The following is a 15190-nucleotide window of genomic DNA, read 5'->3' as shown; positions in this document are numbered from 1 at the left end:
CACGAGTATCAAAGACTCGTTCACGAGTGTCAAAGACTCATTCACGAACAACAAAGATAATTTCTTTTGCTTTACTTCTCCACCGCCCCCAATGCTTTCAGCGTAGCTATCTGGGCTTCGGTTAAGCCTGTAACCCCGGTAATATTCATGCCTTCATAAGGTCTCTCAACTTGCAGGGTTTTGAGACACTCACCAGTGTTAACATTCCATAATTTAATCGTCCCATCGCCGCTACCACTAGCTAAAGTTTGTCCATCGGGATGAAATGCGACTGACCAAACTCTATTAATATGTGCCTGTAAAGTATGAATGCATTTACCGTCATTCACTGACCATAGTCGCAGTGTTTGGTCATCACTGCCACTGGCTAAGGTTTTACCATCGGGACTAAAAGCAACTGACCAAATCCAATTAGTGTGTCCTGGGAAAACTTTCAGACATTTACCATCTTTGAGCGACCATAGTCTTACTGTTTGGTCATTACCGCCACTAGCGAAAAGTTGCCCATCTGAACTGAATGCTATTGGCCCAACTTGGCCAGTGTGTCCCTGTAAAACTTTGAAGCATTCACCGTCATTGGCTGACCATAGCCTTACGGTTGGGTCATAACCAGCACTGGCTAAAGTTTGCCCATCAGGGCTGAATGCTATTGCCCATACTTCCTTAGTATTTTCCTGTAAAACTTTGAGGCATTTACCATCACTAACTGACCATAGCCTGATTGTACTGTCATTAGAAGCACTAGCTACAATGTCACCATTGGGGCTAAATGCTATCGACAGAACTTTATGAGTATGTCCTACTAAAACTTGCAAGCATTGACCAGAACTCAAAGACCATAGCCGAACTGTTCGGTCATTGCTGCTACTAGCTACAATCTCTCCATTAGGGCTGAAAGCAACTGACCGTACTTGCTGAGTATGTCCGTTTAAAGTTTTGCGGCATTGATTATTATCGAGTGTCCAAAGCCTCACTTTTTGGTCGAAACCACCACTAGCTAAGGTTTGACCGTCGGGGCTGAAGGCGACTGACTCCACACCATTAATGTAACCTTGAAAAACTTTGAGGCATTGACCATCGCTGACTGACCACAGCCTTACTGTTTGGTCATAACCACCACTGGCTAAGATTTTACCATCGGGACTAAATGCAACTGACCAGACGCGATCGCTATGTCCTTGCAGAATTTGGTAACATTGACCGTCGCTGACTGACCATAGTCTCACTGTTTGGTCGTAACTACCACTAGCTATAGTTTGACTATCAGGGCTAAAGTTAATTGACAATACCCGATTACTATGACCATGCAGTACTTGCAAGCATTGTCCAGTACTCAGCGACCATAGCCTAATTGTGGCATCATAACTGCTACTAGCCAAAATTTGACCATCGGGGCTGAATGCTACTGACCGCAGTTTATCTGTATGTCCCTGGAAAACTTGCAAGCATTGACCGTCGCTGACTGACCACAGCCTCGCTGTTTGGTCGTAACTAGCACTAGCTACAGCTTTACAATTCGGACTGAAGGCTACTGACCAAATTTCATTAGTATGTCCCTGGAGAACTTTTAAGCATTGTCCAGTATTAACCGACCATAGTCTCAAAGTTTGGTCACGACTGCCACTAACTAAAAGTTGACCATCTGGACTATATGCTATCGACTCTACGCGATCGCTATGTCCCTGTAAAGTTTGGATGCATTTCCCATCTTTAACCGACCAGAGTTTTACTGTTTGGTCAACACTACCACTCGCTAAAGTTTGACCATCAGGGCTAAACGCTACTGACCGCACAAAACCTGTATGACCTTTACAAATTAAAATTTGTTGACCATCTTCAATCTGCCATAGGCGAATTTCGCCATTAGCATCACCTGTCGCGATAATCTTGCCATTGGGACTGAATGCTACTGAGAAAATAGTCGCCAAAATATCTGTAAAAACTGATCTATCTAAAGCAGCATTAGCTAAATTTAGCTGCTGCAAATTTTCACCCTTCAGGTATGCCTGCCAAAGTGTCAGATTAGAGAAGTCATAATTGCTTAAATCTGTTTGCAGGTAGCAAAGCAAATTTAAAATATTACCGCCTATATATCCCGGTTGATGGTTAAATTTATCTTGTAAAGTTGAGAGAATTTCAGTTAGCTTATTTTCAATTTTTTTATTGCTTCCTAGTAAATTAAATAACCTTTCGGCAAGGGGTTTAATGATCAGGCGAATTTGGGCTTCTCGAATGTAATCTTTGGCAGTCGCTTTCATCAAAGCATAGCGATTGAAAAGTGCAATTTCCCCACCAATGATATTTTCTGCTACTTCTGCAATTAAGCGATCGCTCAAATATTCCATAACCACAGGTTGCAGCGTAAACAGTGCATTACTTTTTTCGATCAGCGACCTTCTCACTAATGACTGCAACGCCTCCATCAAATTTGACTGGGATGGTAAGGCAACAATATCCTCGCGTAATTCCGCAATTCCTACAGCTTCCCGATTAATTGCTAGCCAATACATCACCTCTGTTTCTAAATCTGATAAGCGATGAAATTGCTGGTCTAAAAGTTGGCGTATACCCCCAAAAACTACAGTATCCTGTGATAAAAATGCCGAAATACTACTATCAAATAATTCTTTAATTGTGGTAGAAATTATTTTTAATGCTAACGGATGACCTTTATAAAATTCGATAAGTTTAACTTGTTCTACTTTTGTACCTGACAGTCCTTGAGTATGAAAAATTTCTTCTCCATCCACCGCTTTTAACCCAGTCAGTTGCAAAACCCGCACTGGCAAAGTTTCTCCTTCCGATGCAGCAACTTCTTGGGGTTTCTCTCTACTTGTTAAGATTAAGCAACTTTTATGAGTTGTACCACCAATGCGTCTGAGTAACTCGCCATAAGCTTCATAGCCTTCTCGATATGCTAAAGCACCTGACTGAAAAATTGACTCAGCATTATCTAGTATCAGCAGACAGCGTGATGAGCGCAGATACTCAATGAGTAAAGAAATTCTCTCTCCCACATCCTGGGGTAAATCAGTTTGTTGTTGATAAGAGATAAACTTAATCAAGTCTGCCAGAATATCTTGGATAGGTGGCGCATTCCTGAGACTGCGCCAGATAACATAGTCAAACTCCCCTTGAATCTTTTGTGCCAGCTTAATAGATAAAGAAGTTTTGCCAATTCCCCCCATCCCCAAAACTGCGACTACACGACAGCGTTCTTGCACAACCCACTTTTCCAATTTGGCAAGTTCTTCAGCGCGACCATAAAAAACTGAGACATCAACTGCTTCGCCCCAATCAACGCGATGTGAGATTTGAGGTTTTAACTGTGGAGTCGGTTTTGTCTTTTCTGACTGTTCTACTGCTAGCTGCTTCTCACGCCGTTTGTCTATATAGTCCAGAACTTGCACAGTGCTAGCAATAAAGCCAATTAAGCCCACAATAAAGCCGATAGTAGCGGAGATAGGGTCCATGTTATCAATGCCCTACTGAGGATATTGCTCTGATAAATTTAACATTTTCGTAAATTAGCGGCAGTCTACTTTGAAGATAGATTTAATAAAATAGCGATCGCAAATACGAATAAATGCACAGGAAGTATTTATCATAGATTACAATGGCTGATAGATACTTAACTATGAGCTACTGCCTCAATCCCAGTTGCAATCAACCCATCAATCCACACGACACTAATTTTTGCCAGAGTTGTGGGATAAAACTTATACTCCTGCTGCGGAATCGCTATCGAATTATTCAACCACTGGGAGGCGGCGGATTTGGCAGAACTTTCTTAGCAGAAGACGAAGATAAGCTCAAAGAGCATTGCGTTGTTAAGCAGCTAGCGCCTCAAGTTCAAGGAACTAACGCCCTACATAAAGCAACTGAACTGTTTCACGAAGAAGCACGGCGTTTGCAACAATTGGGAGAACATCCTCAAATTCCCACTTTGTATGCTTACTTTGCTGAAGATCGCTATCTGTATCTGGTACAGCAGTTTATCCAAGGACAAAGTTTACGACAAGAGTTGCAACAGCAGGGAACTTTTAGTGAAGCAAAAATTTGGGAACTTTTAGCCGAATTATTACCTGTTTTAAATTTTGTTCATGAAAATCAAGTAATTCACCGCGATATTAAACCAGATAATATTATGCGTCGCATCCCTCACTCCAAAGGAACAGGGGGAAATTTAGTATTGATTGATTTTGGTGTCGCCAAGCTATTAACAGTAAACTCTTTGGAACATACAGGTACCAGCATTGGTTCCTATGGCTACGCACCACTAGAACAAATGAAGTATGGTTGTGCTTACCCAGCTAGCGACTTATTCAGTTTGGGTGTAACTTGCTTTACGCTGTTAACAGGAACTCATCCATCGCATCTTTATATGGAAGCAGGCTATGGCTGGGTAGCAAACTGGCGAGAACATTTAAAGTATCCAATATCTGCACAATTAGACCGAGTTTTAGACAAGCTATTACAAAAAGATATTGAGCATCGCTATCAGACAGCAAACGCAGTTCTGGAAGATTTACCACACCAACCACTACCAGCAACTGTGCCACAGGATCGTGTAGTCAAATCAAAGGTTTCAGGGATTAATCTGACAGCTTCAACTACTATTAGCAACATAATTAAGCCCAAAAACTTGTTGCCATATCAACTACTAATGGCTGGTGCAATTCTACTTGTAGGATTAGGAGGATATCTAAATTGGCAAAGTTTGCCCTTGACTGGACATGAGGGCGAAGTCAATTCCCTCGCCTTTAGCCCGATTCCCTCATCTCGTACTTCCCAAGATAAACAAACAAATGTGGCAACTTTGCCATTACCTCAAGTTTCTATCGGACAAGAAGGAATATTAGCTAGTGGTAGCGATGACAACACCGTTAAAATCTGGAATCTCAAACAAAAACAGGTAATCCGCACCCTCAAAGCTGATTCTGGCTGGGTTTATACTGTGGCAATTAGCCCAGATGCTCAAACTGCGATCGCAGGTTACCAAAATAAAACTATCAAACTCTGGAATCTCAACACCGGAGACGAGATCCGCACCATCAAAGGGCATCAAGGCTTAGTAAATTCTGTTGCCATTAGCTCAGATGGTCAAACTATAGTCAGTGGCAGCTACGATAAAACTATTAAAATCTGGGATTTCCACACAGGAAAAGAAATTCGTACCTTGAAGGGGCATACAGGAGAAGTTTTGTCTGTTGCCATCAGCCCCAACGGTGAGAAAATTGCCAGTGCTAGTGCCGATAGAACTATCAAGATTTGGCAGCTAAAAACTGGCAAGGAAATATATACTATTCGCGGTCATTCCCAAGATGTCAATGCTTTAGCTATCAGCCCAAATGGCCAGATATTAGTCAGCGCCAGCGATGATAAAACCATCAAACTGTGGAACCTAAATACAGGGAAATACATCCGCACCTTTGTGGGACATACAGCCGATGTGAATGCGATCGCCTTTAGCCCCAATGGCGAATATATTGCCAGTGGCAGTGATGACAAGACGGTGAAAGTCTGGCAACTGAATACAGGCGAGGCAATACACACTTTTAAAGGACATTCAGCAGAGATTTACGCTGTCGCTTTTAGTCCTGATGGCAAAACCTTAGTTAGCGGTAGCAAAGATAAAACTATTAAGATTTGGCAATTGCCGTAGATTGTTTGGATATTGAACCACAGATGAACACAGATGAACACAGATAAATATCGGTGTTCATCTGTAGTTTTTTATTCTTATTCGGATTTGTGCAAAATAAGCACTCACTGCTGATTTCCCTATAATTTCATTTCTGGCTGTCAAACTATGTACTTGAGTGAAAAAACCACGTTATCAGCAATTATCTCAGGAAAAATTATCAGAGGGCTTGACTCTCCACCCAACTAGAGATTGCTTAATGAAATCAGGAAACTATTGAGACCGTTCTTATGCAACTCCCGACTTTGAAAAACAATTTTTTGGCATTAAGCTTGATAGCGATCGCCTCTTTTTCTGGCAGCGTGTTAACAGCTTGTTCCACAACTGAGTCTCAGAACCGAAGTCAAGCACCAAACGCTACTACCACCGCTACTGATACTAGCGACAAGCAACCGATGAACCACGACAGTGGAATGCATCACAGTAATGGCATGAATCACAGCATGGCTATGGATTTAGGCCCAGCCGATGTTAACTATGATTTACGCTTCATTGATGCGATGATTCCGCACCATCAGGGAGCAACTCTCATGGCCAAGGAAGCACAGCAAAAATCAAAACGCCCAGAAATTAAAAAGCTAGCAGGCGACATTATCAAAGCACAAAACCAAGAAATTAGCCAGATGAAAAACTGGCGCACAGCCTGGTATCCCAAAGCTGGAGATAAACCAATGGCTTATGATGCTCAACAGAGTCAGACTGTGGAGATGTCATCCGAGCAAATGCAATCCATGATGATGAACATGGACTTAGGCGCAGCTGATGCAGAATTTGACCTACGTTTTATCAACGCGATGATTCCGCACCATGAAGCAGCTGTGACTATGGCCAAAGATGCTTTGCAAAAATCGCAGCGTTCTGAAATTAGAAACTTAGCTCAAGCAATTATCAAAGCACAAGATACAGAAATTAACCAAATGAAACAGTGGCGAACAGCTTGGTACAAAAAGTAAGTCTAAGTTCCCTTAGCGTACTTGGCATACTTGGCGGTTCGTTTTTAATTTCTTATTGCAAGCCGATGCATTGTTAATGTATTAGTGATAAGACGAATTGTAGGGGCACGGCGTCCACAATATTTCGGCTCCTCAAATAATTTTACTGGTGCCGTGCCCCTACCAGACATTGCATCTTCTTATAGTTTGCCATTTCTAAATTTCATCCCAATTTCATTTTTAAGAGTATTTTATGAAGCACCTAAACCAAATTGTCACCACAGAACAAATTCGCAATCAGCTTTGGGAAGTCAGTGCAGAACCAGTGAGTAATGTGGTAGCTGCTCAAATGCGGTTGCTGCGGCGCAAACTAACCAATAGTGGTTGCGAAAATATAATTGAAACTTTGCATAGAGTTGGTTATCCTCTGAATCTTACAGCATCATCCTAAGTTTTTTTTCCACAACAATACCAAAACCTCTAAACATTTTGGGTAAGCGAGCGTCAAGATTTTCTATTTGTGATCAAACACCTACAAATTCCTTGAGTTCATTAAGAAAAGTTGATGCTTGTTCCATCCTCGTTATAGGCAAAAAACGCCAATCAGGAAGACTAGTCCATTGACAAAGAGGAGAGTTTAAAATACCTGTTTGTTTCCCCAGAAAGACCCAACAATCTTGCTTGGTTCTTCTACTGAGACGGGCAAGGCTTTTAGGTGATAGAGAAACATAAATATAATTACTGTCTATCTCCAGATTTTCATTATGAGATTCACATCCCATATAGAAGGCTGCTACATAAATCGGCTGACCATTTTTACCTAACTGGGTTAAATCTTTGTCCCAAAAGCTGACGCTTAAATTCTTGTGTACTCTTGGAGATGAGTAAAACTTCGATGCTTCGTGCCAAATATATTCAATCATGTCTAGCACCTCGAACTCTCTCGCTCTATCAAACACCTGATTTAATATATTTACTTGTTCTGTAGTCAATTTTTTGGCGTTGCTATTTCTGGTGTAATCCATATCAAAATCTCCATCAGGCTATTACCTATAAGATTTCCCAAAATCTACAGGATTGATATAACACTCTACTTGTCTTCTCAAATTTAAAACTATCTTCCATAGCTTCAAACTGCATGGCTGCAATAATATCTTCTTATGAATCAAAATCAACTATTCCAGCAAACTCGCTTGCGTTTCGCATTGTGGTACGCGCTGGTTATGGCTGTAATTTTAAGCATTTGCAGCTTTGGCGATCGCATCTAATATTACACTCACATCTTCGATTCGGGTTTCCAATCCACTGAATGTTACTGGCAATCAAGATCAGCTTTACCGTCTATTTTCTAACTTAATTGTCAATGCCATTCAATACACCCCATCAGGAAGAAAGGTAACAGTTTGCTTAGGCCGCAGTGATCATTATGCCGTGATTCAGGTGCAAGATACAGGAATTGGTATACCCCAACCAGAGTTGACGCAGATTTTTGATCGCTTCTACCGAGTGAATAGTGATCGCTCTCGCAGCACTGGCGGTTCTGGGTTAGGATTAGCGATCGCTCAAGCAATTGTTCAAGCACACTACGGTAGCTTAGATGTGCAAAGCGAATTAGGTAAAGGTAGCACTTTTACAGTTAAGTTACCCTTCGATATCCGCCCGAATTGGGGAATGGCAAAGGAAGACAAGGGAAATAAGGGATACAAATGACAAAGGACAACTTCGTGACGGTAGAATATACCTAATTTTCGTAGCTTCAAACAACGAAGTATGACAATGCATTTATCTCTTCAACGTGCTTTTGCCAACCGCTGTGTTCTGAAAGCGATCAGCGGTTTAAATAACTTTGATAGCGATCGCGTCGCCGCTACTATCAAAGCCGCCGATCTGGGCGGTGCTACTTTTGTTGATATCGCTGCTGATGCTGCTTTAGTAAAATTAGCGAAAAAGTTGACCAATTTACCAATCTGCGTATCAGCAGTAGAGCCAGAAAAATTTGTGCAAGCTGTGGCAGCTGGTGCAGATTTGATTGAAATTGGGAATTTTGATTCTTTCTACGCTCAAGGACGGAGATTTGAAGCTGAGGAAGTTTTAGCGCTAACTCACCAAACTCGTGCCTTGCTACCAGAAATTACTCTATCTGTGACTGTTCCCCACATCCTGGAACTAGATCAACAAGTACAACTGGCTGAGGAATTAGTGAAAGCTGGCGCTGATATTATCCAAACCGAAGGCGGCACCAGCAGCAATCCAGCACATCCTGGAACCTTGGGCTTAATTGAAAAAGCTGCGCCCACCTTGGCGGCAGCTTTTGAGATTTCCCGGGCAGTTTCAGTACCAGTATTGTGTGCTTCCGGCATTTCTAGCGTTACAGCACCACTAGCGATCGCCGCCGGTGCAGCTGGTGTTGGTGTTGGTTCTGCGATTAACCAACTCAACAGCGAAGTAGCCATGATTGCCGCTGTTCGTAGCATTGTAGAAGCCTTGGCAACAACAAAAGTGCTGAGTGCTGAGTTCTAAGTTCTGAGTAGTCTGGGGATTGAGGATTAAGGATTGGAAGCAAGAATAATTCTGTTCCATCTCTTCCTTGTCCTCCTTCTCCGCTAGCTTCCCCAGCTTCCCCTGCTCCCCCCGCTTTTCTTACCCCAAACAATCCTTCAGGGCATAAATCACCTGGTCTTGCTGTTCTTGTGTCAGTTCTGGGAACATAGGTAAAGATATCACCTCATGACAGATTTGCTCTGCTACTGGTAATTGCCCTGGTTGATAGCCCAAATTTTGATAAATTGGTTGCAAATGTAAAGGCAAGGGGTAGTAAACCATTGAACTCACGCCCCGTTCCTGCAATTGCTGACGCACTGAATCGCGATATTTGGCGGTAGCACCGTTTCGCCCTTCGCCAGAAATGCGAATCGTGTATTGATTCCATACTCCAACGCCCCCAGCTAATTCTTCAGGAGCGATGATACCGGGAACTTGGCTGAGGAACTGGTGATAATAAGCTGCGATCGCCCGTCGCCGTTCATTCCAATTATCCAGATGACGTAGTTTAATCTCCAAAATCGCGGCTTGTATTGCATCTAAGCGGCTATTGACACCAATTTCCTCGTGAATGTAGCGAACTTTGCTGCCATGATCCCTTAGTACTCGCAGTTGGCTAGCAATCTCTGGATCATTAGTGGTAATTGCACCGCCATCGCCACAACCACCAAGGTTTTTAGTGGGGTAAAAACTAAAGCATCCAATGTGCCCAATGCTGCCAACTTTTTGATTCCCCCAACTTGCTCCTGTAGACTGAGCGCAATCTTCAATTACTGCCAAATTGTGAGATTGAGCGATCGCCATCAGCGCCGTCATATCTACAGGTTGTCCAAATAAGTGAACTGGGATAATGGCTTTAGTTTTGGGTGTAATTGCCGCTTTTACCTGCTGTAAATTGAGATTAAACGTATGATCAATATCGACAAAAACTGGCTTGGCACCTACAGCACTAATGACTTCAGCTGTAGCGATAAAGGTGAAAGTTGTCGTAATTACTTCATCACCTGCACCAATATTCAAAGCGCGTAGCGAGAGAAAAAGTGCATCAGTACCGGAATTACAAGCTACACATTCAGTTACACCATGATAAGCGGCAAACTGTTTTTCAAAGCCTTCTACTACAGGCCCACCAATATAACGACCAGAAGCCAGAATCTCTAATACAACCGCACTCACCTCTGCTTCTAGAGTAGAGTATTGCTGTTTAATATCAAAGGCAGGGACGGAATTTACACTTTGGATCATGAGTTTTTATTGATCTGGAAATACAAAAGATGCACTTCGACGGTCAATTGTTGCTGATTGAATTTTTAATCAAAAAGTCAGGTAAGACTGTCGCTGAAAATACGCATCGCTGAGGGTTTATACCGGAATTATTTTATAAGGCAGGCTAACATGATTTCTGCAAAAAAGGTATTGTATATCAACCAAGAGCTAACACCTAGAAGCTAAGTTCCAAATGTGTAGACTGTTCTGAAAATAGAATCTCAGGAGGTAGATAACCAATGCAAGAGCTAATCAAACTAGATTTGGCTGATTTGGCGGTCGCTGTCGGCTTAATGGCGATCGCAGTTGGTTTGTCCGCTTGGGAAAAATTAGGATTAGAGTTAAACTTCCTCTTCGCTACTGGGAGAACTATTCTCCAGCTACTTGTCTTGGGATACGTTTTAGACTTCATCTTTGCTGTAGACAATGTTTGGGCAGTTTTGGCGATTCTAGCAATCATGCTGACGATTACGGCGATTGTCGCACGAAACCGCATCAGTCAAAAACTTCCCCGTGTATTGCTTTGGGTATGGGGGTCAATTTTTATCAGTACAGCCTTAACTGTGCTTTACAGCATATTTTTGATTGTGCAACCAGAAAGATGGTACGAACCCAGGTATATGATTCCTTTAGCTGGGGTAGTTTTAGGTAATGCGATGAATGCAGCTGCGATCGCCGGAGAACGTCTGGTAAATACTATCAATACATCGCATTTAGAAATTGAAACCCACTTAAGTTTAGGCGCAACTCCTCAGCAAGCCATTAGCCAGTATCGCACAGAAGCCATTCGCGCCGGATTGATTCCTACTTTAAATCAAATGATGCTCATTGGTATGGTTGCACTCCCAGGTATCACCACTGGACAGTTATTAGCTGGAGCTAAACCTCCCGATGCTGTATCCTACGAAATTTTGCTGTTATTCATGGTTGCTTTTGCTAACTTGCTCACAACACTATTAGTCACGCGAGGATTATGCCGTCAATTTTTTAGCTCCGCAGCACAGTTGATCGGGTGATGAGAATTCGACTTTCCGATGTATTTCAGTATGAATCAACAAGAATAAATATGACAGATGAACAGCAAGACTTATTAAAAATCACGAAAAATTATCTTAAAGCCATAGAAGAAGGTAAAACAGCGGAGGAACTTGCTATCTTTTATTCTCAATCAGTAGAGCAGATAGAATATCCTAATCGTCTAATACCTAATGGAGCTAAGAGAAATCTCAATGATTTAAAGGCAGCCTCATTAAGAGGGAAAGAAGTAATAATCAGCCAAAATTTTGATATTCAAAAATCTTATGTTATAGGTAACACAGTAATTTTAGAAACAATCTGGACAGCCAAAATTGCGGTTCCAATTGGGCAAATTCCATCTGGAGGACAGATGAAAGCTTATTTCGCTCAATTTATTGAATTTGAAGATGGCAAAATAGTTCGCCAGAGGACATATGACTGTTTTGAACCGTTCTAAGATAAAAATACAAAATTATGTCCTCAACTAAGTCTAGTGATGCCGCTAAGTTGAGGAACATGACTAGACAGCCGAGGTTTTCAAATTGCAACTCAAAATTCAGTCGTACACATTGCTTAAATAAACTACACAATTAGTATTTATTCACTCAAATTAAATCAAACTGACTACTAGTCAAAATAATTGACCAATATAATATATAGTTTCAGGCTGAGTTGTAGTTTTGGTACCATCTTGCTTCTATAGTGGAACTAATTACTACCTCTAAAGTCGTATTTACTTATAAAAAACTTCATGGATCAGCCAATAAAAATATGAAACTTAAATCTATTAATACAGCAGTAGCTTTCGCCTTGATTAGTGTAGGTTTGTCACAAACTGCCTATACTAAAACTCCCAGCACAAACAATGTGCAACTAATACAAGAAGTTGCGGTACTGCGATCGCAAGGGCCACGTGGTTTAGAAAAATTTCTTAATACTCACGCACAAGAACTTAAAAACCCTTCACCGCAGATGCGTGAGGCTTTAGATCAGCTTTGCCAGCAAAGGGATTGCTACGCTTCTAAGCTTTATTGGTATACCGATTTAGAACAAGCTAAAGTCGCCGCTAAAGCTAGTAATAAACCTATCCTCTCACTGCGTTTGTTAGGAAATCTTGACCAAGATTTAAGTTGTGCTAACAGCCGCTTTTTCCGTGTTTCTTTATATCCGAATGGAGAAATTTCCCAATTCTTGCGCGATCGCTATATTCTCCATTGGCAATCTGTTCGTCCTGTACCCAAAGTTACGGTAGATTTTGGTGATGGTCGTAAGCTAGAACGTACCCTTACAGGTAATAGCATTCACTACATCTTAGACAGTTCGGGCGAGCCAGTCGATGCCATTCCTGGTTTGTACGGGCCGCAAGCGTTCTTACGTCAGTTAGTTGCTGGTGAAAAAGCAGTTAAAGAATATACCAATTCCCAAGGTGTAGCCCGCGTCAGCTTTTTACGTGACTATCATCGCAAACAATTAGCATCTACTCAACGTCAATGGGGAGCAGATTTAGCAAAACTAGGTATTAAAAATCTCCCTCGCCTTGTGGAAATGTCTGATGATAATCAAACACCCAACGCGGCCGTTGCTGGTACGCTAGCTGTTACCAAGATGCGAGTCGAATCTCCTCTACTACGAAATATCGCTTCTGCTACTAATAATCAAGCAGCACTCCAAGACATTACTGACTCGGCCACATGGCAACGAATTGCTCAACTCTACACAAAAGATGCAAAGTTAGATAATAACAGTGTGACTTTAATAGGTAGCAAACGTTTTCAAGCAAACAATCCTAATAATTTACAGCGTGTTGTTAGCAATTTTGAAGCAGCAATGGCATTAGATACTGTGAGAAATGAATATACGCTGCACAGTAAAATTCATCAGTGGTTTATGCAAGGTAATAAAACAAATGATGTGAGTGCATTGAATGAAAAAGTTTACAGCGAATTGTTTTTAACACCGAGTTCCGATCCTTGGTTGGGATTGATGAGCAGTGAAAGTTACAGTGCCATTGATAATGATGGGATTCGCAAGTAATTAAAAACAAACCGTACATATTTCTTAGGAGCACAACAATGTTGTGCTCTTGCTTACATACCTCATTCAAACGAATACTAAAATTTTTCTAGTTTTTAAATAAATATATAAATTTATAAAAGTTATGAAATTTAGTTATTTATCCGTGATTGTTGGCGCTGTTACAGCCAGCCTAATTTAAAGCGTCTAATATACATCAAGACTTTAACAAAACAAAAGTAGTTTACCTAGAAATAAGTCTTTCATCCTTTAGAGAGGCTTGTTTTTGTTTTATCTTGAGACCTCATCATGTTATGTATTTCACTGGTCAAAAATTCCAAATTTATATGGAGTCGAAATATATAAAAATTAAACAACATTAGCTGACTAATTAAATAGAAGCTAAAGGCTAGGTAACAAAAATAGCCGATTCCTTGTGCAGAATTCAGGGCGTCAAAAAATTAGTTGCTTGCAAAACTCAGATTTTCTGCGCCACCAGTAAGAGGTAATCTATGGTGCAAAATTCAAAGTTAGGGTACAGATTGTCCCCTAAGTCTATTCTGCGTCCATCCGTTTTGATCAGTATAATTGCATCTTTATTGGTTGGCGGAATCAGCTTTTATACAATGAAACGTTTGCAATACTCTGGCAATTCAAACGCAGAAGTAGCAGCCAAAAAAATACCAGAAATTAAAACGGTAACAGCCTTGGGTAGACTACAGCCAAAGGGAGAGGTAATTAAACTGTCTGCTACTGTCTCTACACAAGGGAGCCGGGTAGAGCAGTTGTTGGTGAAGGAAGGAGATAAAGTTAAAAAAAATCAGGTAATTGCCATCTTAGACAGTCGCGATCACCTGCAAGCAGCCTTAAAAGAAGTCCAAGAACAAGTAAAAGTAGCTCAAGCGAATCTAGCTAAGATACAAGCAGGAGTCAAACGTAGTGAAATTGTAGCTCAACAAGCTGCGATCGCTCGCATAACAGCAGAACGCAAAGGCAATATCGCATCACAAATCGCCACAGTCGCCAGCTTGCAGGCTCAAGTGAAAAACGCCGCAACCGAAGACAACCGCTATCAGCAGTTGTATCAACAAGGAGCAGTTTCCGCCTCGCAAAAAGATAGCAAACGCCTGGTTCTAGAAAGTGCTCGTAAAAGTCTGCAAGAAGCTCAAGCACAGTTGGAGCAAATTCAATCAGCTAGTCAACAACAAATTAAAGAAGCCACAGCCAATTTAGAGCAAATTAGTGAAGTTCGCAGTGTAGACGTTGCAGCAGCTAAAGCAGAAGTAAATCGGGCCGAAGCCGCCATGAATTTAGCAAAAGCAAATTTACAACAAGCTTACGTGCGATCGTCCCAAGATGGACAAGTATTCGAGATTCACAGCCGTCCAGGAGAAATAGTCTCAGATGATGGTATCGCCAATATTGGACAAACCAACCAGATGTATGCTGTAGCCGAGGTTTACGAAAGCGATATCAGCAAAGTACATCCAGGACAGCAAGTACGAGTAGTTAATGAATTTCTCCCTCATGAATTGCAGGGAAAAGTAGATTGGGTAGGCTTACAGGTGCGACGGCAAAATGTTATCAATACTGACCCTTCTAGCAACATTGATGGCCGAGTCATTGAAGTTCATGTGCGGCTAGATTCAAATTCCAGCCAGAAAGCTGCCAAGTTTACCAATATGCAAGTCAAAGTTGTCATTGAACTATGACATTT

The 15190-nt window shown here is 41.5% G+C and carries 10 protein-coding genes and 2 pseudogenes; 9 read left to right on the top strand and 3 right to left on the bottom strand.

All coding sequences use genetic code 11. The features are described from left to right. Positions 1–71 precede the first annotated feature (71 nt). On the bottom strand, positions 72–3473 hold the full coding sequence (locus BV375_RS30615) for an NB-ARC domain-containing protein (protein ID WP_086767542.1): 3402 nt from the start codon (positions 3471–3473) through the stop codon (positions 72–74). A gap of 164 nt (positions 3474–3637) precedes the next feature. On the opposite strand from BV375_RS30615, the gene BV375_RS30610 reads away from it, so the two are divergent. The 3 genes and pseudogenes from BV375_RS30610 to BV375_RS30600 all read left to right on the top strand — a co-directional run. Beyond that, a complete protein-coding gene (locus BV375_RS30610) occupies positions 3638–5665 on the top strand; it encodes a serine/threonine-protein kinase (protein WP_086767573.1) in 2028 nt (675 codons plus the stop codon). 269 nt (positions 5666–5934) lie between these two features. After that, a complete protein-coding gene (locus tag BV375_RS30605) occupies positions 5935–6657 on the top strand; it encodes a DUF305 domain-containing protein (protein WP_086767540.1) in 723 nt (240 codons plus the stop codon). A gap of 223 nt (positions 6658–6880) precedes the next feature. Beyond that, positions 6881–7087: pseudogene (locus BV375_RS30600) on the top strand (winged helix-turn-helix domain-containing protein); the annotation flags it as partial. Between the two features lie 73 nt (positions 7088–7160). Here BV375_RS30600 and BV375_RS30595 read toward each other — a convergent pair. Further along, positions 7161–7661, bottom strand: coding sequence for a hypothetical protein (locus BV375_RS30595; RefSeq protein ID WP_086767538.1), 501 nt, complete (start codon positions 7659–7661; stop codon positions 7161–7163). 217 nt (positions 7662–7878) lie between these two features. Here BV375_RS30595 and BV375_RS30590 point away from each other — a divergent pair. Next, a pseudogene (locus tag BV375_RS30590) lies at positions 7879–8346 on the top strand (ATP-binding protein); the annotation flags it as partial. 60 nt (positions 8347–8406) lie between these two features. Then, complete coding sequence (locus BV375_RS30585) at positions 8407–9156, top strand: DUF561 domain-containing protein (RefSeq protein ID WP_086767536.1); 750 nt, start codon at positions 8407–8409, stop codon at positions 9154–9156. 120 nt (positions 9157–9276) lie between these two features. Here the strand turns inward: BV375_RS30585 and BV375_RS30580 are convergent, their stop codons facing one another. Beyond that, the gene (locus tag BV375_RS30580; protein ID WP_086767534.1) at positions 9277–10422 is read right to left on the bottom strand and encodes a DegT/DnrJ/EryC1/StrS family aminotransferase; all 1146 of its coding nucleotides are present in this window, start codon (positions 10420–10422) and stop codon (positions 9277–9279) included. Between the two features lie 260 nt (positions 10423–10682). Between BV375_RS30580 and fetB the strand changes: the two genes are divergently transcribed. From fetB to BV375_RS30560, 4 genes are all read left to right on the top strand, one after another. Next, positions 10683–11459 carry an iron export ABC transporter permease subunit FetB gene (fetB, locus tag BV375_RS30575; RefSeq protein WP_086767532.1) on the top strand — a complete coding sequence of 259 codons (777 nt, stop codon included), beginning with the start codon at positions 10683–10685 and terminating at the stop codon, positions 11457–11459. Between the two features lie 50 nt (positions 11460–11509). Continuing rightward, positions 11510–11917 carry a nuclear transport factor 2 family protein gene (locus BV375_RS30570; RefSeq protein WP_086767530.1) on the top strand — a complete coding sequence of 136 codons (408 nt, stop codon included), beginning with the start codon at positions 11510–11512 and terminating at the stop codon, positions 11915–11917. A gap of 314 nt (positions 11918–12231) precedes the next feature. Next, positions 12232–13494, top strand: a complete 1263-nt coding sequence (locus tag BV375_RS30565) for a hypothetical protein (RefSeq protein WP_086767527.1) — start codon at positions 12232–12234, stop codon at positions 13492–13494. A 494-nt stretch (positions 13495–13988) separates the two neighbouring features. Continuing rightward, the gene (locus BV375_RS30560; RefSeq protein ID WP_086767571.1) at positions 13989–15185 is read left to right on the top strand and encodes an ABC exporter membrane fusion protein; all 1197 of its coding nucleotides are present in this window, start codon (positions 13989–13991) and stop codon (positions 15183–15185) included. Positions 15186–15190: the final 5 nt, after the last annotated feature.

Source organism: Nostoc sp. 106C (assembly GCF_002154725.1).
In the GTDB taxonomy this organism is placed as follows: Bacteria; Cyanobacteriota; Cyanobacteriia; order Cyanobacteriales; family Nostocaceae; genus Aulosira.
Note: the sequence above shows the minus strand (reverse complement) of the source record. Positions and strands in the feature narration are given on the sequence as shown.